This is a genomic window from Streptomyces griseoruber (assembly GCF_001514205.1).
Classification (GTDB): domain Bacteria; phylum Actinomycetota; class Actinomycetes; order Streptomycetales; family Streptomycetaceae; genus Streptomyces; species Streptomyces griseoruber.
The window spans coordinates 308,786-334,715 of sequence record NZ_KQ948771.1; the positions used below are offsets into that span (position 1 = coordinate 308,786).

General features: G+C 72.9%; 26 protein-coding genes and 1 pseudogene. 16 read left to right on the plus strand and 11 right to left on the minus strand.

All coding sequences use genetic code 11. The features are described from left to right. Positions 1 to 66: 66 nt before the first annotated feature. Entirely contained in the window at positions 67 to 921 is an 855-nt protein-coding gene (locus AQJ64_RS23730; protein ID WP_055638030.1) for a universal stress protein, read from the plus strand. Here the strand turns inward: AQJ64_RS23730 and fdhF are convergent. Both fdhF and AQJ64_RS23740 read right to left on the minus strand, forming a co-directional pair. Next, complete coding sequence (gene fdhF / locus AQJ64_RS23735; protein WP_107120621.1) at positions 909 to 3,659, minus strand: formate dehydrogenase subunit alpha; 2,751 nt, start codon at positions 3,657 to 3,659, stop codon at positions 909 to 911. The genes AQJ64_RS23730 and fdhF overlap by 13 nt on opposite strands. Next, positions 3,656 to 5,341, minus strand: coding sequence for an NAD(P)H-dependent oxidoreductase subunit E (locus AQJ64_RS23740; protein ID WP_055639159.1), 1,686 nt, complete (start codon positions 5,339 to 5,341; stop codon positions 3,656 to 3,658). The genes fdhF and AQJ64_RS23740 overlap by 4 nt, the downstream gene beginning before the upstream one ends. Before the next feature lie 162 nt (positions 5,342 to 5,503). On the opposite strand from AQJ64_RS23740, the gene AQJ64_RS50190 reads away from it, so the two are divergent. Both AQJ64_RS50190 and AQJ64_RS23750 read left to right on the plus strand, forming a co-directional pair. Then, the gene (locus AQJ64_RS50190; protein ID WP_055639158.1) at positions 5,504 to 5,836 is read left to right on the plus strand and encodes a hypothetical protein; all 333 of its coding nucleotides are present in this window, start codon (positions 5,504 to 5,506) and stop codon (positions 5,834 to 5,836) included. A 29-nt stretch (positions 5,837 to 5,865) separates the two neighbouring features. Continuing rightward, the gene (locus AQJ64_RS23750) at positions 5,866 to 6,198 is read left to right on the plus strand and encodes a DUF4440 domain-containing protein (protein ID WP_055639160.1); all 333 of its coding nucleotides are present in this window, start codon (positions 5,866 to 5,868) and stop codon (positions 6,196 to 6,198) included. On the opposite strand, the gene AQJ64_RS51785 is transcribed toward AQJ64_RS23750, so the two are convergent. Continuing rightward, complete coding sequence (locus AQJ64_RS51785; protein ID WP_079061905.1) at positions 6,159 to 6,458, minus strand: LD-carboxypeptidase; 300 nt, start codon at positions 6,456 to 6,458, stop codon at positions 6,159 to 6,161. The genes AQJ64_RS23750 and AQJ64_RS51785 overlap by 40 nt on opposite strands. 365 nt (positions 6,459 to 6,823) lie before the next feature. Here AQJ64_RS51785 and AQJ64_RS23755 point away from each other — a divergent pair, with 365 nt between their 5' ends. Both AQJ64_RS23755 and AQJ64_RS23760 read left to right on the plus strand, forming a co-directional pair. After that, a complete protein-coding gene (locus tag AQJ64_RS23755) occupies positions 6,824 to 7,216 on the plus strand; it encodes a VOC family protein (protein WP_059202959.1) in 393 nt (130 codons plus the stop codon). 104 nt (positions 7,217 to 7,320) lie between these two features. Beyond that, positions 7,321 to 8,391, plus strand: a complete 1,071-nt coding sequence (locus AQJ64_RS23760; protein WP_055633269.1) for an adenosine deaminase — start codon at positions 7,321 to 7,323, stop codon at positions 8,389 to 8,391. Here AQJ64_RS23760 and AQJ64_RS23765 read toward each other — a convergent pair. Beyond that, positions 8,373 to 8,894: a mycothiol transferase gene (locus AQJ64_RS23765; RefSeq protein WP_055633270.1), complete on the minus strand. Its 522-nt coding sequence runs from the start codon at positions 8,892 to 8,894 to the stop codon at positions 8,373 to 8,375. The two genes, AQJ64_RS23760 and AQJ64_RS23765, sit on opposite strands and share 19 nt — an antisense overlap. 208 nt (positions 8,895 to 9,102) lie before the next feature. Here AQJ64_RS23765 and AQJ64_RS23770 point away from each other — a divergent pair, with 208 nt between their 5' ends. After that, a complete protein-coding gene (locus tag AQJ64_RS23770; protein WP_055633271.1) occupies positions 9,103 to 9,387 on the plus strand; it encodes a hypothetical protein in 285 nt (94 codons plus the stop codon). 5 nt (positions 9,388 to 9,392) lie between these two features. Here the strand turns inward: AQJ64_RS23770 and AQJ64_RS23775 are convergent, their stop codons facing one another. Next, entirely contained in the window at positions 9,393 to 10,277 is an 885-nt protein-coding gene (locus tag AQJ64_RS23775) for a LysR family transcriptional regulator (protein ID WP_055633272.1), read from the minus strand. Positions 10,278 to 10,388: 111 nt separating this feature from the next. Between AQJ64_RS23775 and mgrA the strand changes: the two genes are divergently transcribed. The 5 genes from mgrA (at position 10,389) to AQJ64_RS23800 (ending at position 16,052) form a co-directional block, all read left to right on the plus strand. Further along, positions 10,389 to 11,381: an L-glyceraldehyde 3-phosphate reductase gene (mgrA, locus tag AQJ64_RS23780; protein WP_055633273.1), complete on the plus strand. Its 993-nt coding sequence runs from the start codon at positions 10,389 to 10,391 to the stop codon at positions 11,379 to 11,381. Positions 11,382 to 11,750: 369 nt separating this feature from the next. Further along, on the plus strand, positions 11,751 to 12,161 hold the full coding sequence (locus AQJ64_RS23785; RefSeq protein WP_055633274.1) for a hypothetical protein: 411 nt from the start codon (positions 11,751 to 11,753) through the stop codon (positions 12,159 to 12,161). Between the two features lie 61 nt (positions 12,162 to 12,222). Further along, a complete protein-coding gene (locus tag AQJ64_RS23790; protein ID WP_055633275.1) occupies positions 12,223 to 14,562 on the plus strand; it encodes an ABC transporter ATP-binding protein/permease in 2,340 nt (779 codons plus the stop codon). 9 nt (positions 14,563 to 14,571) lie between these two features. Further along, positions 14,572 to 15,078, plus strand: coding sequence for a hypothetical protein (locus AQJ64_RS23795; protein WP_059202960.1), 507 nt, complete (start codon positions 14,572 to 14,574; stop codon positions 15,076 to 15,078). Then, entirely contained in the window at positions 15,078 to 16,052 is a 975-nt protein-coding gene (locus AQJ64_RS23800; protein WP_059202961.1) for a serine/threonine-protein kinase, read from the plus strand. Before AQJ64_RS23795 ends, AQJ64_RS23800 begins: the two co-directional genes overlap by 1 nt. On the opposite strand, the gene AQJ64_RS23805 is transcribed toward AQJ64_RS23800, so the two are convergent. Beyond that, a complete protein-coding gene (locus AQJ64_RS23805; protein WP_397801408.1) occupies positions 16,043 to 17,350 on the minus strand; it encodes a streptophobe family protein in 1,308 nt (435 codons plus the stop codon). The genes AQJ64_RS23800 and AQJ64_RS23805 overlap by 10 nt on opposite strands. Before the next feature lie 169 nt (positions 17,351 to 17,519). Here AQJ64_RS23805 and AQJ64_RS23810 point away from each other — a divergent pair, with 169 nt between their 5' ends. Further along, a complete protein-coding gene (locus tag AQJ64_RS23810) occupies positions 17,520 to 18,926 on the plus strand; it encodes a DUF6777 domain-containing protein (RefSeq protein WP_059202962.1) in 1,407 nt (468 codons plus the stop codon). A gap of 119 nt (positions 18,927 to 19,045) precedes the next feature. Further along, a complete protein-coding gene (locus AQJ64_RS23815; RefSeq protein WP_055636062.1) occupies positions 19,046 to 19,498 on the plus strand; it encodes an ATP-binding protein in 453 nt (150 codons plus the stop codon). A gap of 13 nt (positions 19,499 to 19,511) precedes the next feature. Here the strand turns inward: AQJ64_RS23815 and AQJ64_RS23820 are convergent, their stop codons facing one another. Then, positions 19,512 to 20,399 carry an RNA polymerase sigma factor SigF gene (locus tag AQJ64_RS23820; protein WP_055636063.1) on the minus strand — a complete coding sequence of 296 codons (888 nt, stop codon included), beginning with the start codon at positions 20,397 to 20,399 and terminating at the stop codon, positions 19,512 to 19,514. 224 nt (positions 20,400 to 20,623) lie between these two features. Between AQJ64_RS23820 and AQJ64_RS23825 the strand changes: the two genes are divergently transcribed. Both AQJ64_RS23825 and AQJ64_RS23830 read left to right on the plus strand, forming a co-directional pair. After that, positions 20,624 to 21,340, plus strand: coding sequence for a hypothetical protein (locus AQJ64_RS23825; protein ID WP_055636064.1), 717 nt, complete (start codon positions 20,624 to 20,626; stop codon positions 21,338 to 21,340). A gap of 75 nt (positions 21,341 to 21,415) precedes the next feature. After that, a complete protein-coding gene (locus tag AQJ64_RS23830) occupies positions 21,416 to 21,802 on the plus strand; it encodes a helix-turn-helix domain-containing protein (RefSeq protein WP_055636065.1) in 387 nt (128 codons plus the stop codon). 7 nt (positions 21,803 to 21,809) lie between these two features. Here the strand turns inward: AQJ64_RS23830 and AQJ64_RS23835 are convergent, their stop codons facing one another. From AQJ64_RS23835 to AQJ64_RS23845, 3 genes and pseudogenes are all read right to left on the minus strand, one after another. Continuing rightward, positions 21,810 to 22,412, minus strand: a complete 603-nt coding sequence (locus AQJ64_RS23835; protein WP_055636066.1) for a ClpP family protease — start codon at positions 22,410 to 22,412, stop codon at positions 21,810 to 21,812. A 1-nt stretch (position 22,413) separates the two neighbouring features. Continuing rightward, the gene (locus tag AQJ64_RS23840) at positions 22,414 to 23,052 is read right to left on the minus strand and encodes an ATP-dependent Clp protease proteolytic subunit (protein WP_055636067.1); all 639 of its coding nucleotides are present in this window, start codon (positions 23,050 to 23,052) and stop codon (positions 22,414 to 22,416) included. Between the two features lie 121 nt (positions 23,053 to 23,173). Further along, positions 23,174 to 24,380, minus strand: a pseudogene (locus tag AQJ64_RS23845) (epoxide hydrolase family protein). A 122-nt stretch (positions 24,381 to 24,502) separates the two neighbouring features. Here AQJ64_RS23845 and AQJ64_RS23850 point away from each other — a divergent pair. Continuing rightward, positions 24,503 to 24,985: a VOC family protein gene (locus AQJ64_RS23850; RefSeq protein ID WP_055636068.1), complete on the plus strand. Its 483-nt coding sequence runs from the start codon at positions 24,503 to 24,505 to the stop codon at positions 24,983 to 24,985. Positions 24,986 to 25,012: 27 nt separating this feature from the next. Here AQJ64_RS23850 and AQJ64_RS23855 read toward each other — a convergent pair whose 3' ends face one another. Further along, positions 25,013 to 25,909 carry an aminoglycoside phosphotransferase family protein gene (locus AQJ64_RS23855; RefSeq protein ID WP_055636069.1) on the minus strand — a complete coding sequence of 299 codons (897 nt, stop codon included), beginning with the start codon at positions 25,907 to 25,909 and terminating at the stop codon, positions 25,013 to 25,015. Positions 25,910 to 25,930 lie beyond the last annotated feature (21 nt).

Consider the following 25,930-nt stretch of genomic DNA (forward strand, 5'->3'; position numbering starts at 1 on the left):
CTCGCCTGCGGTGCGACGGTATTCACAGGGGTCTCCGAGCAGCAGGACGGGAAGGCGGTGGCGGTGATGGAACTCCCGCTGGTCGTGGGCGTCGACGGATCGGACTCCAGCCTGCTGGCGGTCGACTGGGCAGTGGACGAGGCGGCACGGCACGGACTGCCGCTGCGGCTGGTCCACGCCTTCCGGTGGGAGCGTTACGAGCGAACCCTGCCGTCGTTCACCACCGGTCGTCGTTCCGGGGAGGTGATGGCGCAGAACATCGTTGCTTCCTGCGCGCAACGCGCCGGACTCCGGGACCCGGAGGTGAAGGTGTCCGAGGAGGTACTCCCCGACGACGCCGTGTCCGCACTGCTGCGCACGGCGCCCGACGCGTTCGCCCTGGTCGTGGGAGAACGCGGGCGGGGTGAGGTGCCCGGGCTGCTTCTGGGGTCGGTCAGCCTGGCCGTGGCGGCGCGCGCGGCGTGCCCGGTCGTCGTGGTCCGGGGCGCGAAGCCCAACGTCCAGGGATCCCTCGGCCGGATCGTGGTCGGCGTCGGCGACGAGGCCGAGCACACGGGTGCCGTACGGTTCGCCGCCCACGAGGCACAGGCACGCGGCTGCGCCCTGACAGCCGTACGGGCATGGCGCCGCCCGGCCCACGCCGGGGACGACGCCACCCAGGCGCATGACGAGCGGGCCTCCACCGAACTGGAGGACGCCCTGCGCGAAGCCGCGCGGGAACACCCCGACCTCTCCGTCCACCGCCACACCGTCGAGGGCCCGGCGCACCGCGTCCTGCTCGACGCTGCGGCCGACGCCGACCTGGTCGTCGTCGGAGCCCGACGCAGGCACGGCCACTTCGGTCTGCAACTCGGCAGGGCCGCCCACACCCTGCTGCATCACTCCGCCTGCCCGGTCGCCGTCGTCCCTCAGCGGGTCTGAGGGCCACCGCGTGGCCCGGTCCTGCCGAGCCGAGGAGAAACCGCTTCGTGCGCCGCGCCGGACACACGTACCGCGGTGACCTTGTACTCGGGGCAGGAGGTAACGGTGTCCGTGTGGTCGGAGGTGAGGCGGTTCACGCCGCTCGCGGGGAAGTGGAAGGAACTGAACACCTGGCCGGGTGCGGTCTGTTCGCTGACCCGGGCGACGAGCCGGGCCCGGCCGTGCCGGCTCTCCACGGTGAGCTGTGCGCCGTTCCGCACGTCGTACCGGGCGGCGTCATCGGGGTGGAGGTCGAGGTGGTCGACGGGATCGAGTGCGAGGGTGCCGCCGCGGCGGGTCATGCTGCCGGAGTTGTAGTGCGCCCAGCGCCGACCGGTGACCAGGAGCAGTGGGTAGTCGTCGTCGGGTTGCTCACCGGGTGGGAGGTAGGGGGCCGCGGAGAGGTGGGCCCGTCCGTCCGGTGTGGCGAAGCGCTCCTCGTACAGCTTGGCCAGCCCGGGGCGGCCCGGGTGAGGGCACGGCCACGGCACGGCGCCCTCCCGGTCCAGCCGTTCATGGGACAGACCGGCGAAGACGGGCGCGATGCGTCCGCATTCGGCAAGGGCGTCGGCCGGACGGGGGCAGGCCAGGTCGGCCCCCATCGCAGCGGCGAGGGCGTGGACGACGTCGAAGTCGCTCCAAGCCTCACCCGGCGCAGGCACGGCGGGGCGGACCCGCTGGAACCTGCGGTCGAAGTTGACGAAGGTGCCGTCCTTCTCCAGCCAGGACGCGGCCGGCAGGACGACGTCGGCATGGCGGGCGGTCTCGGACAGGAAGAGTTCGTTGCACACCACGAGCGGGCATGTCCGAAGGGCTTCGGTCACGCGGTTCGTGTCGGGGTCGGTCGCGCAGACGTCCTCGCCGATGACCCACAACGCCCGCAGATCCCCGGCCCGCGCGGCGGCGAACATGTCCGGGATCCTCAGGCCCGGGCGGTCCGGGATCCGTACACCCCACACCGCTTCGGCCCGGGACCTTGCGCCAGGGTCGGTCACCTTCCCGTAGCCGGGCAGCAGGTCGGGCAGCGCGCCCATGTCCGAGGCGCCCTGGACGTTGTTCTGGCCGCGCAGCGGATTGACACCGTACCCGTGGTCGGTGCCGACGGCGCCGCGCAGGATCGCCAGATTGGCCAGTGAGCGCACGCCGTCCGTGCCGTGCAGGTGCTCGGTGACGCCGAGGCCGTAGACGATGGCCGGCTGCTCGGCCCTGCCGTACAGCCGCGCGGCGGCGACCAGGTCCGCGGCGGGTACCCCGGTGGTCTGCGCGACCCGGTCGGGCGGGTAGTCGTCCAGCAGCTCGGTGAGCTCGGACAGACCGGTGGCCCGCTCGCGCAGGAACTCCTCGTCGGCCAGTCCTTCGGTGAGCAGGACGCGGGCGAGCCCGTGGAAGAGCGCCACGTTGGTGCCGGGCCGGGGCCGTAGATGCACGTCGGCGTGCAGGGCGAGGCCCACGGCGCGGGGGTCGGCGACGATCAGCCTGGCGCCGTGCAGCACGCGCTGGAGCAGCCGCGCGCCGACCACCGGGTGGGCCTCGACGGGATTGGCGCCGACGACCAGCAGGCAGTCCGCCCGCTCCACGTCGTCGAAGCTGTCCGTGCCCCCGGAGAGCCCGAAGGAAGCGGTCAGGCCGGCGGCGGACGGCGAGTGGCACAGGCGGGAGCAGTTGTCGACGTTGTTCGTGCCGATGACGGCCCGCATGAACTTCTGGACGAGGTAGTTCTCCTCGTTCGTGGCGCGGGCCGAGGAGATCGCTGCCACGGAGTCCGCGCCGCCGTCCGTGACGGCCGCGCCCAGCCCTCGCGCGACATGCCCGAGTGCCTCGTCCCAGCTCACCGGCTCGAGGCGGCCGTCGCGCCGCAGCAGGGGCCGTGTGAGGCGTTCGGGAGAGGTGAGATATCCGTGGGCGAAGCGTCCCTTGACACAGGCGTGCCCCCGGTTGACCGGGCCGTCCCGGGCGGGGAGGACCGCCGTGACCCCGCCGTCGGAGGCGACGACGTCCAGAGCGCAGCCGACACCGCAGTATCCGCATGTCGTACGCGTCCCGGCCGGCCGGTGGGCGGAGGTGAGCCCGCGCCCTGGCCCCGGCTCGGTGATCGCGCCGGTGGGACAGGTGTCCACGCATCCGCCGCAGGCCACGCAATCCGACTCGGCCCAGGGCCCGCCGGTTCCGGGAGCGACCACCGTGTCGGCGCCCCGGCCGGTCAGGGTCAGGGCGAAGGTACCCTGCACCTCGGCGCACATGCGGACACACCTCCCACAGGCGATGCAGAGGTCCCGGTCCAGGTGGACGTAAGGGTGGGAGTCGTCCGCACCCCGGCCTCCGGCAGCCCGAGCCGTGTCGGGGCCGATGCCCGACGAGCGGCAGACCTCGGCCAGTTCGCTGGGGTTGTCCCCGGTGAGGGCGCGGGGCGGCAGAGCCGATGCGATGAGCTCCACCGCGTCCCGGCGCAGCCGCCGGAGATCGTCGGCGGCGGCTTCGACATGCGCCCCCGATGCGGCCGGGGTCACGCAGGCCGCCACGACCGACCCGTCGGCCCGCACGAGACACGTACGGCATGACCCGGCCGGGCCGATCCGGTCGTCGGAGCAGAGCGAGGGCAGTTCGACACCGGCTGCCCGTACCGCCACGAGCAGTGAGGCTCCCTCGGGAACGGTGACGCCCGTACCGTCGACCTCGACCTCGATACCGCTTCCGGTCATGACTCCCATCCCGGCAGTCGCTCCCCGTAGGCGCGGGCGAGGCTGCGCACCGCCGGTGGGATGCGCCGCCCGAAGGCGCACAGACTCGCCTCGGCGAGGACACGCCCGAGTCGTTCCCATTCGGGGCCGGGCGGGGTCCCGGCCGACGCCAGCTCCAGGCCGCGGCGCGAGCCCACCCGGCAGGGGGAACACGCGCCGCAGCTCTCCGCCGCCGCGAACTGCCAGATGTGCCGCAGCGCTTCCCGAGGCGGCACCCGCTGGTCGAAGGCGACCAGCCCGGCATGGCCGAGCGCGGCGCCACGGGACGCGAGGCCGGCGGTGGTCAGCGGTACGTCCAGCGCGTCAGGGCCGAGGAAACCGCCCAACGGACCGCCGACCTGCAACGCGGCGAGCTCGCTGCCGTCCTGCAGACCGCCGCCCAGCTCGGTGACGATGCGCGGCAGCGGGGTCCCCAGCTCGACCTCGTACGCCCCCGGCCGGGCGAACCGCTCCGACAGACAGACCAGCTTCGTCCCGCTCTCGTCGGGTGTGCCACGTCGGGCGTAGTCCTCTCCGCCACGCGCGATGATCCACGGGACGGAGGCGAGGGTCTCGACGTTGTTCACCACCGTGGGCGCGCCCCACAGACCGCGCCGGGTGGGGTAGGGCGGGCGCGGCCGGGCACAGCCCCGGTCCCCCTCCAGGCTCGCGATCAGCGCCGTCTCCTCGCCCGCCACGTACGATCCGGCGCCCGCCACCACCTCGACGTCGAGCCTCGTGTCCGTCGCGTGCACGGACGGGCCGAAGTGCCCGTCGGCGTACGCCTGTTGCACCGCCTCCCGCATCCGCGCCAGGGCCAGCGGATACTCCGAGCGCACCAGGATCACACCCCGGCCGGCCCCGCACGCGAAGCACGCCAGGGCCAAGCCCTCCAGCACCCGCTCCGGCTCCGCCTCCATCAACAGCCGGTCGGCATAGGAGCCGGGATCCCCCTCATCCCCGTTGGCCACGACGACGGTGCCGGGAGTCCGGCCGGCCGCCTCCCACTTCGAGGCCACCCGGAATCCCGCGCCACCACGGCCCCGCAGACCGGAGGCGGCCACCTCCCGCTGAACCTCGTCAGGACGGCCCGCCGTCACCGTCCGCGGCCACACCTGCCACGGGCGCTCACCGGCCAGTACCGTTCCCAGGAGCACGGGGTCGCCGGTGTCGTCTGCCACCGGGATCCCGGGCGCCCGTGAGGGTGCGCGTCCCGCGAGCTGACCGGTCAGCGTCCGGCCGGTGCACGGGGTGTCGTCGTCGAGTGCCGCGGGGCCCGTGTAGCAGTACCCCAGACAGCGGATCGTCTGCAGCGAGGTCTCACCGTCGGGCGAGACCCTGCCCGCGGCGACGCCCAACTCGTGCTCCACATCGGGGAGGTGCCGGCCGGCCTGTGCGGCGAAGCACGCGGTTCCCGCACAGACGCGGACGTGACGGCGGCTGTGCGGGGCGGCGAGGTCCGCGTAGTACCCGGCCGGTCCGAGCGCGGACGCAGCGGGAAGTCCCAGAGCGGCGGCGACGGCCGGAGCCCAGGTTCCGGGGCTGTCCGCCGTTCCCGCCCTGGCCTCCGCCAGCGACTCGATCAGCCGGCCTCCCGGCCGACCGCGCCGGTCGGCCAGGGCCCGAAACGCATCGAAACGGTCCGCGGAGCCCACGGGAATCATGACCTCATCGTGGAGCCGGTGGCCGGCGACCGCAATCGGGCGGCGGCGGGCGCTGTCCGCGTCTTCCCCAGCCTCGGCGTGACCCTCACGGCGGGAGGCCAGCCGGGCGGGACCAGCGGACGTATATGCCGCGCAGCGTGGTGATCTGCCGGGACTGCCGCTGTGGCAGCCCCGAAGATCAGCGGAGTCGATCGCACCCAGCAGGTCGCGCCCCGGCTGGAGCGGCTGCTGTGCGACGACGTGGAGCGACACGTCGAGGTCATCGGCTCCCGTCTGGAGCCGGCAGCCGGCGACGTCCTCTCGGACGGGAAGTCGTCCCTCGCGGCGGCGAACGCGCTGACGCTCGATGTGGACAGGTCGCGGGCGGCGGCCGAGCCCTCGTCCCTCTCGTCGCGTCGTCGCGATCGTGAGGGTGTCACCGGCAGTAAACCCAGGTGCGGGGACCCGGGGTCCGGGGAGAAGATGCGGCTGTGGATGATGAATCGGACGAGGTGAACGAGGCGGTGACGGGCGAGCTGCGCCTGATGGACCCCAGGGTGCGGGCGTCGCGCACCCTGGCCGGGGAACTGCTGGACCCTGAGTTCGTCGAGGTCGGTGCCTCGGGCCGGCGGTGGACCTTCGAGCAGATGCTCGCCGAGTTGCCGGACATGACCGGCAGTTTCGAGGAGGGCCCCCGCTACCAGCCGTCGGACATCACCGGAGTCGTTCTGGCGCCCGGGCTGGTGCACCTCACGTACGAGACCGTGCGCGATGGCCGGAGGGCGCGACGCAGCTCGCTCTGGCGCAGGAGGAGCGGCGGGAGCGGCTGGCAGATGTACTACCACCAGGCCACTCCCGTTCCGCCGGAGGTCGCGTAACAGGGACCGCACCCTTCGTCGCCCGCGTCGGGGAAGGGGCCGTGCAGGCCGACCACCGGTTTCGGGTCATGGCGCAGCGCGTCGGTATCGAGGTCGTCGACGATGCGGTAGGTGCCCTTGCCGCCTCGGGCGGCGGACACAGCGCGGATCCCCGGGTCGCCGAACGCAGAGCTCGGATGGCGGCGACCGCACGCCCTGCGGACTGTCGAGGCAGTCCATGCCGAAGTCCGTGGTGGACGCGCACGTCGTGCGTGCCCCACGGCGGCGGAACTCGCGGCTCACGGTCGACGGTTCTCCGATGGGCTCGCCCAGGCCCTTGTCGTGGGGGCAGCGGCCCGCCTCGGTGCGCAACAGGACGGTGGTGATGTCTGCGGCGCCGCCACCCGGCAGCAATCCTCGAACTGCCCGCCCCCGTCGTCGCGGACGCCCTCGGCCACCCCCGACCACACCACCCCCCGGCTCCGCAACGAGACCGGCGGGACATGGAGCCGATACCCCCCTGGGGATCACGGTCCCCGGGGCGAGGGCCCGGTGACCGTGGCCGGCCGAGGCGACTGGCGTCCCCGTAGTTTTACGTATAACCTCTCCCGTCAATCGCCTCTGCCGCGCCTCCCGAAAGGCCCCGATGTCCCGCATCGCCCTGGTCACCCTCGTCGTCGACGACTACGACGAGGCGATCCGCTTCTACACCGACGCGCTCGGCTTCCGGCTCGCCGAGGACGAGCCCCGGCCCGACGGCGCCCGCTGGGTCGTCGTACGGCCGGGCGAGGGCCAGGACGGCACCGGGCTGCTGCTCGCCCGGGCCAAGGGCGACGCCCAGCGCGACCGGATCGGTGACCAGACCGGCGGCCGCGTCGGCTTCTTCCTGCACACCGACGACTTCGCCCGCGACCACGCCCGGATGCTCGCGGCCGGCGTGACCTTCCTGGAGGAGCCCCGCCACGAGCCGTACGGCTCCGTCGTCGTCTTCCAGGACCTGTACGGCAACCGCTGGGACCTGCTCCAGCCCGCCGGCTGATCCGCTTCCCGTACCCCCGTACCCCCGTACCCCCGTACCCCCGTACCCCCGTACCCCCGTATACCGAACCGCCCCGCCCAGCCCTGCCCGAGGAAAGACCCGCCATGACTGCTACGCGCGTAGACGCCGATGTGATCCGCCGCCTTCCCAAGGCCGTCCTGCACGACCACCTCGACGGCGGCCTGCGCCCCGCCACGGTCGTCGAGCTCGCGGCCGAGATCGGCCACGCGCTGCCCACCACCGACCCCGACGAGCTGGCCGCCTGGTACTTCGAGGCCGCCAACTCCGGCGACCTGGTGCGCTACATAGCCACCTTCGAGCACACCCTCGCCGTGATGCAGTCCCGCGAGGGTCTGCTGCGCGTCGCCGAGGAGTACGTCCTCGACCTCGCCGCCGACGGCGTCGTCTACGCCGAGGTCCGCTACGCGCCCGAACTGAACGTGCGGGGCGGGCTTACGCCGAACGAGGTCGTGGAGACCGTGCAGGAGGGGCTCGCGGCCGGAATGGCGAAGGCAGCCGCGGCCGGCACCCCGGTCCGCGTCGGCACCCTGCTCTGCGGCATGCGGATGTTCGACCACGTCCGTGCGGCCGCCGACCTGGCCGTCGCCTACCGTGACGCCGGCGTCGTCGGCTTCGACATCGCCGGCGCCGAGGACGGCTTCCCGGCCGCCGACCACCTCGACGCCTTCGAGCACCTGCGCCGCGAGAGCGTGCCCTTCACCATCCACGCCGGTGAGGCCTTCGGGCTGCCCAGCATCCACCAGGCGCTCCAGGTGTGCGGCGCCCAGCGCATCGGGCACGGGGTGCGGATCACCGAGGACATCGTCGACGGCAAGCTCGGGCGGCTCGCGAGCTGGGTGCGCGACCGCCGTATCGCGCTGGAGATGTGCCCGACGTCCAACCTCCAGACGGGCTGCGCCGCCTCCATCGCCGAGCACCCGATCACCGAGCTGAAGGACCTCGGCTTCCGTGTCACCCTCAACACCGACAACCGTCTGGTGTCCGGCACCACCATGACCCGCGAGATGGCGCTGCTCGTCGAGCAGGCCGGCTGGGGCGTCGAGGACCTGCGCACGGTCACGGTGAACGCCCTGAAGAGCGCGTTCATCCCGTTCGACGAGCGCAACGCCCTCATCGAGGACGTCGTCCTGCCGGGTTACGCCGGCGCGCTCTGAAGCAGCCCGCGCACATAAGCGGCCTGTCCGACGTGCTGAAGATCGTCGGACAGGACGCTGACCAGCCGTACGCCCAGCGTGACCGGAGGATCCCAGCGCACGTCCACGACCCGCTCGAGATCGGCCGCCGTCAGCGCGCGCAGCGCCTTGTGGCTCTGCTCGTGCACGGCGTCGTGGTAGCCGGTCAGCAGGCCGGGGTCGGCGACCCGCACCTTCGCCACCTTCGCCGGACCGTGCCCGTATCCGGTGTCATGGCGCGGCAGGTCAAGACCGAACCGTTTCTCCCAGTTGTCGGCCTGGCCCCACCACACCTGGTCGAGGTCGAAGGCGTCGGCGATGTGGTCGTCCTGGACCCGGGTGAGATGCCAGACGAGCCAGGTGACCGAGTTGGTCGCGGGGGTGGGCCGGGCGTTGAGGGCGTCGGTGTCCAGGCCCTCGACGGCGGCGTGGACTTCTTCCTGGATGCGGTTGAACCCGTCGATGAGGATGTCCTTCGCATGCATGACTCCACCATCGCGCAGCCCACGCCCGCCCGCCGCTTCTTTGCCCGCCCCTGGGGAGGCCCGGGGCCGGTGGCCGCCGTTCGGATCACCCCGGGCGGCCCTTGAGGTGATTGCCGCACGCCGCGCGAGCCCGGCCCGCGCGGCGGGGGTACGGCATTCAGGACGTCCGGCGGGTGCCGGACCCGGACCCCAGGTGAGGAGCTCGGCGATGTACGCAGCGGTGCGGCGGTACGAAGGGGTGACCGACCCGGCGGAGGCGGGACGGCTCGTGCACGAGGGGTTCGTCCCGCTCATGCGCGAGGTCCCCGGCTTCGTGGCCTACTACTGGCTCGACGCCGGGGACGGGGTGATGGTCTCGACCAGCGTCTTCCAGGACCGGGCGGGCGCCGAGGAGTCGATCGCGCGGGCCGCGGACTTCGTACGGGAGCACCTCGCGGCCCTCCTGCCCAACCCTCCGCAGGTCATGGCGGGCGAAGTGGTCGCCTTCGCCTGACGGGGTCAGGCCTCCCCGGCCTCCAGCAGCGCCATCAGCGCCCGGGCCGCCGGGCTCGTCGCGTCGGGGGCCGGCAGCAGGGCGACCGTCTCGTAGGCCGCCTCGCCGGTGTCCTTCAGGGGCAGCGCGGTCAGCGCCTCGCGCTTGTGCCGGAAGTGCCGCGGTACGACGGCCACCCCGAGGTTCTCGCCCACCAGGTCCAGCAGACTGTGCACGTCGTTGACCTCCAGCGCGACCGTACGGCGTACGCCCGCCTCCACGAAGGCGGCGTCGGTGGCCCGGCGCGGCCCCCAGTCCGGGTGGAAGTCGACGAACACCTCGCCCGCGAGGTCCTCCGGGACGAGGGCGGCCGCCGCCCGGGTGAGCCGGTGGTCGGGATGGCACAGCACGTACATCGGCTCGGTGGCCAGCGGCACGCAGCGCAGCTGGTCGGTGTCGGCCTGGGTGCGGTAGGCGAAGGCCAGGTCGAGCCGGCCCGCCGCCACCTCCTCGCCGAGAGCGCCCGAGCCGGTCTGCCGCAGCCGGATCTCCACGTCCGGGTGCCGTCGCCGGAACGCGGCCAGCAGCCCCGCCACATGCACCCCCGCGATGCACTGCTCGGTGCCCACGGAGAGCGTCCCGCGCACCACGCCCTGCACCGCGGCCACCGCTTCGTGCGCGGCCTTCACCTGCGCCAGGATCCGCTCCGCCTCCGCCAGCAGCGCCCGCCCCGCCTCGGTCAGCGTCACCCGCCGGGTGGTCCGCACGAACAGCGGCGCCCGCAGCTCGCGCTCCAGCGCCCGGATGGACGCCGACAGGCCCGACTGGGACACCAGCAGCCGTTCGGCGGCCCGGGTGAAGTGCTGGTCCTCGGCGACCGCGACGAAGTGCTGGAGGTGGCGCAGTTCCATGATTGAGAAGCGTAACCGCACAATTCCATCGGATTCTTCTGTTGGACCACTGCACGGCTCTCGGGAACAGTGGAGGCGGAAGATCGTGGGCCAACCCCGGATGGAGTCGCGTTGTACACCGCACACCCCGACCGCTACGCGGACATGCCCTACCGGCGCACCGGACGCAGCGGCCTGAAGCTCCCCGCGCTGTCGCTCGGACTGTGGCACAACTTCGGTCCGGACCGTTCGGCCGAGACCCAGCGGGCCATCCTGCGCCGCGCCTTCGACCTCGGCATCACCCACTTCGACCTGGCCAACAACTACGGCCCGCCGCCCGGCGCCGCTGAGTCCGCGCTCGGTCACTTCCTGAAGACGGACTTCGCGTCCTACCGGGACGAGCTGGTGATCTCCACCAAGGCCGGCTACCTGATGTGGCCCGGACCGTACGGCGAGTGGGGCTCGCGCAAGTACCTGCTGTCGTCGCTGGACCAGAGCCTGAAGCGGATGGACCTGGACTACGTCGACGTCTTCTACTCGCACCGCCCCGACCCGGAGACTCCCCTGGAGGAGACGATGGGCGCCCTGCACTCCGCCGTCCAGCAGGGCAAGGCGCTCTACGTCGGTGTCTCCAACTACTCCGCGGAGCAGACCCGCGAGGCCGCCCGCATCCTGGGCGAGCTGGGCACCCCGCTCCTCATCCACCAGCCGCGCTACTCGATGCTCGACCGCCGCCCGGAGAGCGAGGGCCTGCTCGACGCCCTCGATGAGCTCCAGGTCGGCTCGATCGTCTTCTCCCCGCTGGAGCAGGGCCTGCTCACCTCCCGCTACCTCGACGGCATCCCCGAGGACTCGCGCGCGGCGAGCGACAGCCCGTTCCTGAACTCCGACGCGCTCACCGAGGACCTCGTCGGCAGGCTGCGCGCCCTGGACGACATCGCCAAGTCCCGCGGGCAGTCCCTGGCCCAGCTCGCCCTGGCCTGGGTGCTGCGCGGCGGCCGGGTCACCTCCGCGCTGGTCGGCGCGAGCAGCGCCCGCCAGATCGAGGACAGCGTCGGCGCGCTGGCCAACCTGGACTTCGAGGACGGTGAGCTGGCCCGCATCGACGCGGTGATCAACGGCTGAGCCGCTCGCGGACCGCGGCCGGACGCCGTAGGTTCACGATTCCTCCCCTTCCGGTGGTCCTCGTTCCCGTAGACCGCCGCACGGGGAGGCACGCATCGTCGGCCAGGGCGCTATCCGGCCACCGCAGCCGAATCCGTCGTGTCATCGGCCGGTTACCAGGCGAAACGGTCCGCAGGTGAGCGGAGGGATCGGGTCCACTGCCGGATTTCGGCCAGGAGTGGCGGTGAATATGCCAAGAGACTGGCCGGAAAGTCATGGTGACAGTGTTTTAGAAGTGAACATACTCGAACGTCAGGGGCAGTCCGCCCCACAGGAGCCGCACGGAAAGCGAGGCAGGGCCGGCATACGAGCACTCGGGGGAGTGGAGACATGCACGACGAATTCCTGTGCCATGTCACGGCGTACGGATACTGCGACGGCCGCCGCATCGGCGTACCGCTCGGGACGTACCGCGCGCCGACGCTGGCGCTCGCGCTGTGGTGGTTACGGGACCGCGCGTCATGGATGGCCGAGCGCCTCGATCCGCAACCCGACGGCCCGCGCGTCCCGCCGGGCGCCCTCGTGCCCGTCGGCGACGGCGTCCCCGACGTACCCGCCCTGCTGCGGTCCTGGTGCGCGAACATCGACCAGCAGGAGCTGGTGGCCGACGAGTTGGCGGGGGGACGGCTGGTGCGGGTCGCCGTCAGTGACGACACCACCGAGTACGAACTCCTCGCCGAGTCCGTGGACGCCCTGCGGATGCAGCGGACGGTCCCGGCGCTCGTCCTCCCCGTCGGCTGAACTCCACTCCGAGGGTGCACACCACTGGGCGTCCCCAGGTGCGAATCGATAGAATTCCGGCATGGTGGAGCGCCCCGTCGCCCCGACTGCGCCCGAACTCGTGCTGGAGACCGAGACGGGCTCCACGGTGATGATCCCCGGACGTGCCTACTACCTCGGCCGGGACCCGCTCAGCGACATCGTGATCGACGATGCCCGGGTCTCCTGGCACCACGCCGTGCTGCGGCCCGACGGCGACCACTGGACCCTCACCGACGAGGACAGCACCAACGGCACCTGGTCCGAGGGCCGCCGTGTCCGGGTGCTCGGCGTCGGCCCCGGCAGCGTGATCCGCTTCGGCAGCCCGGCCGACGGTCCGTGCGCCGTCCTCGCCACTCGACCGCCACCGGCCCCGGAACGGCCCTCGGCCGTGTCCATGCCCGCCCTGACCGGCACCTTCCGCCGGCCCACCTCCGTACGGCCGCTGCCCACCCGGACCGTCCGCATCGGCCGCGCCGCCGACAACGACCTCGTCATCGACGACCTGGTCGTCTCGCGCCGCCACGCCGAACTGCGCGCCCTGCCCGAGGGCGGCTACGAGATCGCCGACCTCGACAGCCACAACGGCACCTATCTCAACGGCTTCCCCGTCACCCGCGCCCCGATCGGTCCCGGGGACATCGTCGGCATCGGCCACTCGGCGTTCTGCCTGGTCGGCGACGAACTCCAGGAATACGTCGACACCGGCGAGGTCTCCCTCGACGTCCAGGACCTCACCGTCGCCGTCGACCGCGGGCGCAAGACCCTGCTCGACCATGTGTCGTTCCCGGTGGGGGAGAAGTGCCTGCTCGCCGTCGTCGGCCCCAGCGGCGCCGGGAAGTCCACCCTGCTCAACGCCCTCACCGGGCAGCGCCCCGCCGACCACGGCACCGTCGTCTACGACGGCCGTGACCTCTACCACGACTACGCCGAACTGCGCCAGCGCATCGGCCTCGTCCCCCAGGACGACATCCTGCACGCCCAGCTCACCGTCCGCTCCGCCCTCACCTACGCCGCCGAACTGCGCTTCCCGCAGGACACCGCCAAGGCCGAGCGCCGCGAGCGGGTCACCGAGGTCATCCGCGAACTGGGCCTCGAACAGCGCGCCGGACAACCGGTGCACAGCCTCTCCGGCGGCCAGCGCAAACGCGTCAGCGTGGCGCTGGAGTTGCTCACCAAACCCTCGCTGCTCTTCCTCGACGAGCCGACCTCCGGCCTCGACCCCGGCATGGACCGCTCGGTGATGCACATGCTGCGCGGCCTCGCCGACGACGGCCGCACCGTCATCGTCGTCACCCACAGCGTGCTGAGCCTCGACGTCTGCGACCGGCTCCTGGTCCTCGCCCCCGGCGGCCGGGTCGCCTACTACGGGCCGCCCGGGGACGCCCTCGGCTTCTTCGGCTTCGCCCAGTGGCCCGAGGCCTTCGAGGCCTTCGAACGGGACCAGGACCGGGACTGGGCCGGACAGTACCGCGACTCCGCGTTCCACCACCGCTACGTCGTCAACTCCAGCGCCCAGCCCCGGCTGCCCCGCGAGGGCCCCGTCATCCTGCTGCCGCCGCCCCGGCCCCGCAGCCGCGCCGCCCAGCTCGGCACCCTGGTCCGCCGCTACACGGCCGCGCTGGGCGCCGACCGCACCTTCCTCGCCATCATGGTCGCTCTGCCGTTCGTGATGGGCGCCATGGCCCGCGCCCTCGCCGGCGGAGAACTCACCCGGGACACCGCCATGAACGCGCTGCTGATCCTGTGCGTCGGCGGCGTCCTCACCGGCGCGGCCAACGCCGTGCGCGAACTCGTCAAGGAACGCGTCATCTACCGGCGGGAGCGGGCCGTCGGCCTGTCCAGATCGGCGTACCTGATGTCCAAGGTGGTCGTCCTCGGCGCGGTCACCGTGGTCCAGGCGGTCGTCCTCACCCTGGTGGCCCTGCTCGGCGTCGACCTCAACGCGCCAGGCGGCGAGGGCGTGTTGCTGCCACCCCTGGTCGAGATCACGATCGCCGTCGCCCTGTTGGCGTTCACCGCGATGATGCTCGGCCTGCTGGTCTCCGCGCTGGTGCGCAAGGAGGAGGTGACGATGCCGCTGCTCGTGCTGCTCGCCATCGTCCAGGTGGTCTTCTGCGGAGCCCTGCTGAAACTCGACGGGGTGCCCGGCCTGGCAGAACTGTCCTGGCTCGTGCCCTCGCGGTGGGCGCTCGGCGCGATGGCCGGCACCATCGGACTCGCCCGGATCGTGCCCGGCGACATCACCGCGGACCCGCTGTTCGAGCACCGGGCGGCGGTGTGGCTGCTCGACATCGGCATGCTCGTCGTGCTCTCGGCCGTCTTCGGGTTCGTCGTCTCCCGGCTGCTGCGCCGGCACGAACCCGCCGTGATGCGGAAATAGGGGCGGCCCATGACGACCACCGCCTTCGGGCCCACGCACGTCGTCCCCCCGCTCGGCATGCCCGCCTGGGAGGCCCCCGACCCCGCCCGGCCCACCGTGCCCCTGGACCCGCTGCTGCCCGTCCGGCTCCTGGAGCGGCGCGGCGACTGGGGCCACGTGCTGTGCGCCAACGGCTGGCAGGCCTGGGTCGACGGCCGCCACCTCGTCGCCGTACCGCAGGACCCGCCCGCCCCGGACGCCCCGCCCACCGCCGTCGCCGACCCGAGGTCCCTGCTCGCCCGGGCCGAGGAGGCCCTCGCGCGCTACCGGGCCGCGGTCGAGGAACTGGCCGGCGGCGCCCTGGACGGCGAGTCCTTCCGGCGGCGGACCCGGGACCTGCGGATCGGGGTGGTCGTCGACGGCGAGTCCGTGTGGCTGTACGACTCCACCGAGAAGCGCTGGGTCTACGGCGACGGCACCCGGCTGAGCACCTACGCGACCGACCACCCGCCCGACACGGCCCCCGGAGCGCCCTGATGGGCACCAGCGCGTTCTCCGGGCGCCCCTCCGACCTGGTGGGCCGGCAGATCGCGGGCTACCGCATCGAGCACGAGATCGGCCGGGGAGGCATGGCCGTCGTCTTCCGCGCCCGCGACCTGCGCCTGGAACGCACCGTCGCCCTCAAGCTGCTCGCCCCGGAACTGGCCCGCAACGACACCTTCCGCAAGCGCTTCACCCATGAGTCCCTGGTCGCCGCCGCGATCGACCACCCGCACATCGTGCCGGTCTTCGAGGCCGGGGAGACCGAGGGCGTGCTGTACATCGCCATGCGCTACGTCGAGGGCAGCGATCTGCGCGGCCTCCTCGACCGCCAGGGCCCACTGCCGCTCGCGACGGCCGTACGGATCGCCGCGCAGGTCGCCTCCGCGCTGGACGCGGCCCACGAGCACGGCCTGGTCCACCGGGACGTCAAACCCGGGAACATCCTGGTCTCCCGGGGCACCGACAGCGACCACCCCGAGCACGTCTACCTCACCGACTTCGGCCTGACCAAGAAGTCGCTGTCGCTGACCGGCTTCACGACCGTCGGCCAGTTCGTCGGAACCCTCGACTACGTCGCCCCCGAGCAGATCTCCGGCCGCCCGGTCGACGGCCGCTGCGACGTCTACAGCTTCGCCTGCGTCGTCTACGAGACCCTCGCCGGGCATCCGCCCTTCCTCCGCGAGGAGGACATGGCCCTGCTCTGGGCCCACCAGGAGGACGAGCCGCCCCCGCTCACCGAGTCCCGGCCCGACCTGCCCCCGCAGGCCGACGCCGTGTTCGCGAAGGCCCTGGCCAAGAGCCCCGAGGCCCGTCACGACACCTGCCGGGCCTTCGTCGCGGCCCTGCGGGCGGCGGGAGGGGGCGACCCGAGCGCCGGGCACCCGTCGACCGAACCGGCCGGTCTCCCCGCCGTACCCCCGCCTCCCCCCGCCTGGGCCCGGCCCGTCTTCCGCGACCTTCAGCCCTGACCCGGGGGCGGGCCCGTCGCGCCGCGCCGGTGCACCGGCCGCGCCAGCAGCGCGCCCAGGAACCCGGTGACCAGCCCCCACAGCGCCGCCAGCCCCAGCGCGGACCACACCTCGGGACGCAGGAACAGGTCCCCGGAGAGACCGGCGAGATCGTTGATGCCGAGCACGGTCAGGCCGTAGTGCGCCGAGACCCGGCCCAGCAGACAGATCGTCAGCACGGTGAGCACCAGCGCGGCCGCCATGTGCACGGCGTGCCGCCAGGCACGCGTCCGGGCCGGGGAGCGGGCCGCCATCACGAACGCGGCCCCCAGCAGCAGGACCACGTCCACCACGACCAGCCACCACACCCGGCCGTCGTACTCGGCCATGCTGCTCAGGTTCAGCGCGGCGGTCTCCTTGCCGCGCAGCACCTCGTCCAGCACATGGGGCATGGGCAGCCCGAACGGGCCGTCCACCCGGCCGTTCCAGGTGGCGCCCAGCCCGAGGGTGAACACCATCCACACCAGGTTGGGCAGCCCGAGCAGGACCACCGCCAGGGTCTCCGGCGCGTGCCCGCGCGTCGCCGCCACCACCAGGGCCACGACCAGGCCGACGACGACACACGCGAGCAGCAGCGCGACCATCGCGTACGCCGCCGGCCGCACCGACTCCTGGAACCGCAGCAGCCGGGCCGGCAGCGGCGCCCCGGGTGAGACCAGCAGCGCCAGCAGCAGCACCCCGGCCAGCCACAGCACCCCGACCAGCAGCGTGAGCGGCACGTCCGTGGTGAAGCCCACCTCCGGGTGGACGCCGAACAGATCGCCCAGGTCGTTCAGCGTGTCGTTGCCCAGGTCGATCGCGAAGGTCTGGCGGGCGGCGAGCGCCAGCCCCAGCAGACCGAGCAGCCACAGCACGGCGATCCGGGCCGCCCAGCCGGCCAGCTCCCGGGCCCCGGCGACCGCCCGGTGCCGCAACGGCCGCAGGAACCCCGCGGCGGTGACCAGCGCCCCCACCAGGGTCACGGACAGCGGGATCACCGTCAGCCCGGCCCGGGTGTCGGCGAGTCCGCCGGCGTCCCCGGACAGCTCCACGGTGCCCCCGACGGCCGTGACCACGGTCGCCGCGACCACCCGGGGGAACGCGTCCTGCGGCAGGTCCGTGGCCCCCGCCGCCCACAGGCCGAGCGCGGCGACGACCACCATCGAGGCGAGCCCCGTCAGCGCCACGCCGAACGCCGTGGCCCATCCGTGGCGGCCGGCCGCCACCCGGTCGCTGCCGGGCCGGCCGGCGGCCTGGTCGGTGGGGGTGCGTGGGCTCACGCTGCCACGCTAAGCAGGGCCGGGAGAGCCCGCCCGTCGGGAGGGGCCGTCCGCGTCCGGCTTGCGGGCTCCGCCCGGGCGGAGCACACAATGAATCCGTTGTGGCACAAAGCGGTGCGTATTTCCGAAAGTCGGGCATCGCTGAACATATTCCACATCGGGAGAGCATGTGAGCGTCGAACCTCCGTCCTCCGACCGCCCCGCGGGGCCGCCCTCCGGCCCCCTCTCGGGCCCCTCGCAACCACCCCCGCCGCCCTCCTCGGGACCCCCCACCGAACCGGTGGACGCGGTGTCCTCAGGCGGTTCGTCCGGGGGTTCGTCCGGCGGTTCCTCCGGCGGCGACGTCCCGGACGGCCCGCCCGGACCGGAGCCCGAGCCCGGACCCGACTCCGGCCGCCCCTGGTGGCGCTCCGCTCCCCGGCTCGCCCTGCTCGGCACCGCCGTCGTGGCCGCCGTCGCCCTCGCCGTCCTGCTCACCCTGCCCGGCTCCGGCGGCTCCGGCGGTGCGGGCGGCGCCAAGATCTTCACGCTGGCCGCCGCCAGGACCGGCCCGGACCCCTTCACCGAGTCCACGGCCACCGACAACTCCACCGCGACGGCCTCCGCCGCCCCCGCACCGGGCACGACCGAGCCCACCGGCAACGCCCTCAAGAGCGTCGACGGCGGGGCCGCCGGGGTGTACGGCGGCACCCGCGACACGGCCAGCTGCGACGTGGAGAAGCAGATCGGCGCCCTGGCGGCGGCCCCCGCCAAGAACAGGGCGTTCGCCTCGGTGGCCGGTGTCGAGCCCGCCGGGGTCCCCGGCTATCTGCGCTCACTCACCCCCGTACAGCTGCGCATGGACACCTGGGTCACCAATCACGGCTACCGCGACGGCGCCGTCACCACCTACCAGTCCGTCCTCCAGGCCGGCACCGCCGTCCTCGTCGACGGACACGGCGTGCCCCGGGTGCGCTGCGCCTGCGGCAACCCGCTGACCAGGCCCGTCCCGCAGCAGACCGCGCCGGAGCGCACCGGCGACACCTGGCCCTCGTACAAGTCTTCGAACGTCGTCGTGATCACCCCCGCCGTGAAGGTGGTCAAGGAGTTCGTCCTCTACGACCCCGACCACGGCCACCACTGGTTCGCGCGGCACCGGGGCGACACCGGGGGCAAGCAGGACCGGACCACGCATCCCCCCAAGAAGCCCCTGGTGTTCGTGATCATCACGCCGCCGCCGAACCCCTCCAGCTCCAGCCCGAGCCCCTCCACGTCCGCGTCGCCCTGTGACCCGGCCCGGAAGAACTCCTGCCCGCCCACCTCGCCCTCGTCGTCCTCCAAGTCGCCGTCCTCGAAGTCCCCGTCGTCAAAGTCGCCGTCGTCGGAGTCCCCGGGCTCGAAGTCCCCGTCGTCGGAGTCGCCGAGCCCGAAGTCGCCGAGCCCGGAGTCGCCATCCTCCTCGCCGCCGAAGAACGGCCTCGTGGAGGAGTCGTCGACCCCGCCGTCGTCCTCGGGGCAGAAGCCGCCGGAGCCCGAGCCGCCGAGCACCTCGGTGCTGACCTCCTCCGGAGCCTCCTCGAGCTCACCGACCCTGTGAGGCAGCCCATGGCCCTCCGCGTGCACGGGGTGAGCCGGACGGGGACTGTGCGGCGCGGCACGGGGTACGAGCACAGGTGCAGCAGCGTCCGGCCAGTCCGGCTTCCCAGAGAGACACGCATGATCGAGCACCTGGACGGGGCAGTGATAACGACTGGTTTCGACGTACCCGTGGAACCGCTGAGGCGGGCGGCGCACTACACCGGTGAACCCGGGTGCATCGCCGAGGCCCGCAGTTTCGCCGCGCACTTCGTCGACCAGCTCAGGACCGAGTGGTGCGCCCGCATCGGTGAGCGCGCGAGCGGGGAGGTGATGCTCGTCGTCAGCGAACTGATCACCAACGCCGACCGGCACAGCAACGGCCCGTACATCCTGGAACTGGAGGGCACCGACTGCACCGTCACGGTGTGCGTCTACGACAGCAGCGACGCGCTGCCCCTGCGCTTCCCCAAGGACCCCGAGCGCGTCGGCCGGCACGGGCTGGAGATCGTGCACGCGCTGGCGGCCGAGGTCACCGCCGAGCGCGTGCCGGTCGGCAAGCGGGTCCGGGCCCTGCTCACCTTCGGCGAGTGACCCCGGCCCGGGCTCAGGCGCAGCCCAGCTCGCCCAGCATGCCCTCGCGCAACCGCGTGATGATCCGCTTGATCAGCCGGGACACATGCATCTGGGAGCAGCCGAGCTGCTCGCCGATCTCCGCCTGGGTGGCCTCCTCCACGAACCGCAGATGCAGGATCCGCCGGTCGCGTTCGCCGAGCTCGGCCATGAGCGGGGCGAGCGACTGGAAGTCCTCGACCAGCCGCAGCCCGTCCTCCTCCACGCCGATGAAGTCCGCGAGGACCGACTCGCCGTTCTCCGGGCCGTCGCCGGTGAGCGCGGCGTCGAGCGAGGAGGAGTTGTAGCCGTTGGCGGCGATCTGCGCCTCGACCACCTCGTTCTCCGGCAGGTTCATCAGCGTGGCCAGCTCCGCCACGGTGGGCTCCCGGTCGAGCCGGCCGGCCAGTTCGTCGCGCGCCTTGGCCAGTTCCACCCGCAGCTCCTGGAGCCGCCGCGGCACGTGCACCGCCCAGGTGGTGTCCCGGAAGAACCGCTTGATCTCCCCGACGATGTACGGCAGGGCGAACGACGTGAACTCCACCTCGCGGGAGATCTCGAACCGGTCGATGGCCTTGATCAGCCCGATCATCCCGGTCTGGACGATGTCCTCCATGTCGTCCCCGCGACCGCGGAACCGTCCGGCCGCGAACCGCACCAGGGACATGTTCATCTCGATGAGCGTGTTGCGGGCGTACTGGTAGTCGTGCGTGCCCTCTTCGAGTTCGGTCAGCCGCTTGAAGAACTGGCGGGACAGCTCCCGTGCGTCGCGCGGAGCCACGCTCCGCGGGTCCTCGACTCCCGGCAACGATGCTCCACCCGTGCTGGTCCCGGCGGTGTCCTCGACGACCTTGCCCTCCGACCCGATCACGGCGGTGTGCATTACCTCTCCCCACGAAGTCACGGTTCGACGTGTTCTGTTCTCGTCATGTGAGCGGACGCGCAACTGCCCGACCCGCTCACGGGGCGGGTACCCCGACTTCGCCGGGACATGCGTACCGAGGGGAACGACGTCCTCCGCCACGCTCCGTACCCGTTCGTGACAGCACTCTCCCCGAGTGTCCGCGCCGGCGCTCCATTCACGGCACGTACACGGGGGAGTGGCGGATGAACGCGTCGGGGGAGCGGGGCCCGTACCGGGCGTGGGCGCGGTGGTTCCTCGCGGGGCTGCTGGCGCTGGTCTGCGTCGCCGCCGTGCACCTCTGCGCCGGCCGCCTCGGTCACGACGGGACGGGGACCGGCACCAGGGCCGGCGGACCTTCCGCGGAACCGGCGGACCGGGAGCAGGACGTCCGCGCCCCGCATCCGCCCCGCACCCTCACCACCCGCGCCGACTTCACCGTCGGCTCCGGCACCTGGCGGGCCACGGTCCGGCACACCCTCCTCCTGCGCCCCGGTGACCCCCTTCTGACGGCGATCAGGGAGGGCCGCGCCGCGGCCGGCGCCGCCCGCCTCGACGACCGGCTCGCCGGTGACGTCCGCTATGCGGCGGGGGAGGGCCTGCGCACCGACGGCGGCACGGACCGCCGGCTGACGGCACCCGAGGTGACCCAGGACGGGCCGCGGGAGCGGGCGGTCGAGTGGCGCCCGGTGGCGCGGGCGGGGGTGCAGTGGCGGCTGGTGCGCTCCTTCCGTTCCTGGGCCTCGCTGACCGCGCCGGTCACCGCCGTCGTCGTGGCCGCCGCGACCGCCGTCGCCACCGTCCTGGCCGCCGCGACCGCCGTCGCCACCGCCCTGGCCGGCGCGGCGGCCGTCTCCATGACCCAGCAGCCCACCGACGGCGGCAGCCTCCAGCAGCAGTCCTCCTATTCGTCCGGCCCGTGACCGCAGGCGCCCGATTCCACCGAGGGCGGAACCCGAACCCCTTCCTGTCGCGCTCCCGGCTCCTAGGCTGGTGCGGTGACCGATCAAGCGCCGAACCGAGCCCGTGTGATTCCCCTGCGCCCGCCCGCCGGACGCCCGGCCCCCGAGCGGTCCGCGCCCCGGGAGCCGCTCTGGCGCGACCTCGTCGGAGACGTCCTGCGCAGCGAACGCCAGTCCCAGGAACGCACGTTGAAGGACGTCGCCGACGCGGCCCGGATCTCCATGCCCTATCTGTCGGAGGTGGAGCGCGGCCGCAAGGAGGCCTCCTCCGAGGTCCTCGCGGCCGCCGCCCACGCCCTCGGCCTGAGCCTGGGCGACCTGCTGGCCAGGGCCCAGGGCGAACTGGTCCGGCTCGACCGACCCGCCCGGCACGGGCGTACGACGACGACCTCCTCGTACGACGGCCTCTGCCTGGTCGCCTGACGGGGGATCAGACGCCGACGAGGCGCCGGCTCAGCACCTCGTCGGCCAGCCCGTACGCCACCGCCTCCCGTGCGGTGAACACCTTGTCGCGGTCCATGTCCGCGCGCAGGACGGCGGGACCGTGACCGGTGTGCCGGGCGAGCACCTCCTCCACCTGGGCGCGGATGCGGACCATCTCCCTGGCCTGGAGCGCCAGATCCGAGACCGTGCCCTGACGGCCGCCGCTGGCCGGCTGGCCGAGCAGCACACGCGCGTGCTCCAGCACGAACCGGCGGCCCGGATCCCCGCCCGCCAGCAGCACGGCCGCCGTCGAGGCCGCCTGGCCAACACAGAACGTGGAGATCGGCGCCCGGACGAACGTCATCGTGTCGTAGATCGCCATCAGTGAGGTGAACGAGCCGCCGGGGGAGTTGAGGTAGAGCGAGATCTCCTGCTCCGGGGCCGCCGACTCCAGATGGAGGAGTTGCGCGATGACGACATTGGCCACCCCGTCGTCGATCTCGGTGCCGAGGAAGATGATCCGCTCCGACAGCAGCCGGCTGAACACATCGGAGGACCGCTCGCCCTGCGCGGTGCGCTCGACCACGTGCGGAATCGTGTAGCTCCCCATGTCACAGTCCCATCCGTCGCCGCGCCGGGGCCGGTCGGACCTCGGTGAACGAGTCCACCACCCGGTCCACGATGCCGTACTCCCTGGCCTGTTCGGCCGTGAACCAGCGGTCGCGGTCGCCGTCCCGCGCGATCGTCTCCGGCGTCTGGCCGGTGTGCTCGGCGGTCAGCCGCTCGATGGTCCGCTTGGTGAACTCGTGGTTCTCCGCCTGGATCTCGATGTCGGCCGTGGTGCCGCCGATGCCGGCCGACGGCTGGTGCATCATCACGCGGGCGTTCGGCAGCGCGTACCGCTTGCCGGGCGCGCCCACACTCAGCAGGAACTGGCCCATGCTGGCCGCGAAGCCCAGGGCGAGCGTCGAGACGTCGTTCGGGATGAGCCGCATGGTGTCGTAGACGGCCAGCCCGGCGTGCACCGAGCCGCCCGGGCTGTTGATGAACAGCGCGATGTCGGTGTGCGGATCCTCCGCCGAGAGGATCAGCAGCTGGGCGCAGACCCGGTTCGCCGACACCTCGTCGACCTGGGTGCCCAGCAGCACGATCCGCTGGGCGAGGAGCTGGGCGGCGAGATGGTCGTCGAACCGGGTGGACGGGGTGTCGCCGTCCTCGGCCCGTGGGGCGAGCGTGGTCGGTTCAGGCATCGGTTCTCCTCGTGGTCGCGGGGATGCCGTCGCCTTCACTGTCGGCCCCGGACCACGCCCGCGGCCGGTTTCTCTGCCCGCGGCAGATCCGCCGACGGCAGAGCCCCCACGGGCCCCCGGCTCAGCCCTTCTCGCGCAGCTGCCGGAAGAACGCGCGCACGTCGTCCACCAGCAGATCGGGCTCCTCCACCGCGGCGAAGTGGCCGCCCCGGTCGAACTCCGTCCAGCGCACCAGGTTCTCCGTCCGCTCCGCCCGGGCCCGCAGCGGGACCTGCGGTTCCGCCGGGAACAGCGCGAGCGCCGTCGGCGCGGCGGACGGCTCGTGCGGAGCGGCCCTCCGGCCGGACGCCGCGTGCTGGCGCTCGTAGTAGATCCGCGCGGACGAACCGGCCGTCCCCGTCAGCCAGTACAGCATCACGTTGGTGAGCAGCCGATCCCGGTCGACCGCCTCCTCCGGCAGCTCCCGCGCGTCCGTCCACTCGCGGAACTTCTCGACGATCCAGGCGAGTTGCCCCACCGGTGAATCGGTCAGGGCGTACGCCAGGGTCTGCGGACGGGTTGCCTGCTGGACGGCGTAGCCGATGCCCTCCGCCGAGAACGCCGCCCAGCGGCGCCAGGACTCCCGCGCGCGCTCCCGCTCCCCGGGGCTCATCGCCTCCAGTTCCTCGGGCGTGGGCTCCCGGGTGGCCTGGGCCCCCGGCAGCAGGTTCAGGTGCACCCCGATCACCCGGCCGGTGTGGGCGCGGCCCAGCTCGCGGGAGATCGCCGCTCCCCAGTCGCCGCCCTGCGCCCCGAACCGCTCGTAGCCCAGCCGGGTCATCAGCTCGGCCCAGGCGTCCGCGACCCGGCCCGCCTCCCAGCCCGCGCCGGTGACCGGCCCGGACAGTCCGAACCACGGGATCCCCCGGTACGACGACATGGAAGGCGTCGGACGGGTCGCCGCCGTGCGCCGCCGGATCGGCGAGCGGTCCCACCACGTCCAGGAACTCCACGATCGAGCCGGGCCAGCCATGGGTGAGGACCAGCGGGGTCGCGTCCGGTTCGGGGGAGCGCACGTGCGCGAAGTGGAGCTGTGTGCCGTCGACCGTGGTGGTGAACTGCGGCCACTCGTTCAGCCGTGCCTCCGCCGCTCGCCAGTCGTACTCCTCGCGCCAGTACCGGGCCAGGTCGCGCAGATAGTCACCCGGCACGCCGTAGGCCCAGCCGGTGGCGGGCAGCCCCTCCGGCCAACGGGTGCGGTCGAGCCGGTCGTGCAGATCGTCGAGGTCGCGTTGCGGGATGTCGAGGCGGAAGGGCCGGATACCGCTGTCGGCGGTCGATGACGTCATGGGACCGGATGCCAGTTCCGTGGATCCGCCGCCATCCGGATGGTTTCCGGCCCGACCGATGAGTTCCCGGGCGTCCCCCGGTCGACACTGATGACCGCGTTCCACGCCTCAGGAGGGACCTCATGACCACCGACGGATTCACCACGTGTCTCTGGTTCGACGGCCAGGCCGAGGAGGCCGCCCACCACTACGTGTCGATCTTCGACAACTCCGCCGTCGGGCGGGTGACCCGCTACACCGAGGCCGGACCCGGTCCCGCCGGAACCGTGGTCACGGTGGAATTCACCGCCAACGGCCAGAAGTTCATCGCCATCAACGGTGGCCCCGAGTTCACGTTCAGCGAGGCGATCTCCTTCCAGATCGACTGCGCCGACCAGGACGAGGTCGACCACTACTGGGCCAAGCTCACCGAGGGCGGCGGCGAGCCCGGGCCGTGCGGCTGGCTGAAGGACAAGTACGGCGTGTCCTGGCAGGTCGTCCCGACCGAGCTCACCGCCATGATCACCGACCCCGACCAGGAGAAGGCCGCCCGGGCCACGAAGGCCATGCTCTCCATGGGCAAGCTCGACATCGCGGAACTGCGCAGGGCCTACGCCGGCGGGTAACGGCGGTGGCCGGACGGCGAGGGCGCGCTACCCGGCCCGGGCCTCCGCGAGGATCTCCCTGATCACATGCCGGGAGTTCTCCGCCAGCGCCGGGTTGGTCTCCCAGTAGTAGGGCAGCTGGATCAGCGAGATCGACAGGGCCCAGCCCCGGCCGCGCGCCCACTCGTCGTCGTCCGCGCCCACCGCCTCCCGGAACGTACCGCGGGCCGAGGCGGGCAGCAGGTTCCAGGCCGGGATGAGGTCGACGGCCGGATCGCCCACCCCCACACTCCCGAAGTCGATCACGGCCGTCAGCCGCCCCTGCGCGACCAGCACGTTCCCGGGCGAGAGATCCCCGTGCGCCCACACCCCCGGCGCGGTCCGTCCCGGCACCCGCAGCGCCTCCTCCCACAGGGCGGTGACCGCGTCGGTGTCGATCCGCCCCCGCAGCTGCGCGAGGGCGTCACGGGTGAACGCGTCCCGCTCGCCCAGCGGCACACCCCGGTGGTTCGGCGGCCCGTCCTGGACGTCGACCTCGCGCAGCCCCGCGATGAACGCCCCCAGGTCCGCCGCCAGCGGCTCGGGCTCCTCGACGGCCCCCGCGACCGGATTACGGCCCTCCAGCCAGCGGTAGACGGACCACGGCCAGGGGAAGCCCTCGCCCGGGACGCCCTGAGCCAGCGGCACCGGCGCGGCGACCCGCAGACCCGGGCCCAGCCGGGCCAGCCAGCGCTGCTCGTGCGCCACGCTCTCCACCGCGCCGGGATACCGGGGAAGCCGGACCACCTTGTCGGTGCCCAGCCGGAACATCGCGTTCTCCGTCCCGGAGGACGGCAGCCGCCGCACGGGCAGCCCCGCCCATTGCGGGAACTGGGCGGCGATCAGCCGGCCCACCAGCGGGTCGTCGAGATCGACCTCGTCGGGGCGCATCCTCTGGGCACACATGCGGCCATTGCAACGGATCAA

Coding starts and splice junctions, on each gene's coding strand:
- AQJ64_RS23730 (WP_055638030.1), top strand. CDS start 67: ATGGAACTCCCGCTGGTCGTGGGCGTCGACGGATCGGACTCCAGCCTG.
- fdhF (WP_107120621.1), bottom strand. CDS start 3,659: ATGACCGGAAGCGGTATCGAGGTCGAGGTCGACGGTACGGGCGTCACC.
- AQJ64_RS23740 (WP_055639159.1), bottom strand. CDS start 5,341: ATGATTCCCGTGGGCTCCGCGGACCGTTTCGATGCGTTTCGGGCCCTG.
- AQJ64_RS23750 (WP_055639160.1), top strand. CDS start 5,866: ATGGACCCCAGGGTGCGGGCGTCGCGCACCCTGGCCGGGGAACTGCTG.
- AQJ64_RS23755 (WP_059202959.1), top strand. CDS start 6,824: ATGTCCCGCATCGCCCTGGTCACCCTCGTCGTCGACGACTACGACGAG.
- AQJ64_RS23760 (WP_055633269.1), top strand. CDS start 7,321: ATGACTGCTACGCGCGTAGACGCCGATGTGATCCGCCGCCTTCCCAAG.
- AQJ64_RS23765 (WP_055633270.1), bottom strand. CDS start 8,894: ATGCATGCGAAGGACATCCTCATCGACGGGTTCAACCGCATCCAGGAA.
- AQJ64_RS23770 (WP_055633271.1), top strand. CDS start 9,103: ATGTACGCAGCGGTGCGGCGGTACGAAGGGGTGACCGACCCGGCGGAG.
- AQJ64_RS23775 (WP_055633272.1), bottom strand. CDS start 10,277: ATGGAACTGCGCCACCTCCAGCACTTCGTCGCGGTCGCCGAGGACCAG.
- AQJ64_RS23785 (WP_055633274.1), top strand. CDS start 11,751: ATGCACGACGAATTCCTGTGCCATGTCACGGCGTACGGATACTGCGAC.
- AQJ64_RS23790 (WP_055633275.1), top strand. CDS start 12,223: ATGGTGGAGCGCCCCGTCGCCCCGACTGCGCCCGAACTCGTGCTGGAG.
- AQJ64_RS23795 (WP_059202960.1), top strand. CDS start 14,572: ATGACGACCACCGCCTTCGGGCCCACGCACGTCGTCCCCCCGCTCGGC.
- AQJ64_RS23800 (WP_059202961.1), top strand. CDS start 15,078: ATGGGCACCAGCGCGTTCTCCGGGCGCCCCTCCGACCTGGTGGGCCGG.
- AQJ64_RS23815 (WP_055636062.1), top strand. CDS start 19,046: ATGATCGAGCACCTGGACGGGGCAGTGATAACGACTGGTTTCGACGTA.
- AQJ64_RS23820 (WP_055636063.1), bottom strand. CDS start 20,399: ATGCACACCGCCGTGATCGGGTCGGAGGGCAAGGTCGTCGAGGACACC.
- AQJ64_RS23825 (WP_055636064.1), top strand. CDS start 20,624: ATGAACGCGTCGGGGGAGCGGGGCCCGTACCGGGCGTGGGCGCGGTGG.
- AQJ64_RS23835 (WP_055636066.1), bottom strand. CDS start 22,412: ATGGGGAGCTACACGATTCCGCACGTGGTCGAGCGCACCGCGCAGGGC.
- AQJ64_RS23840 (WP_055636067.1), bottom strand. CDS start 23,052: ATGCCTGAACCGACCACGCTCGCCCCACGGGCCGAGGACGGCGACACC.
- AQJ64_RS23850 (WP_055636068.1), top strand. CDS start 24,503: ATGACCACCGACGGATTCACCACGTGTCTCTGGTTCGACGGCCAGGCC.
- AQJ64_RS23855 (WP_055636069.1), bottom strand. CDS start 25,909: ATGTGTGCCCAGAGGATGCGCCCCGACGAGGTCGATCTCGACGACCCG.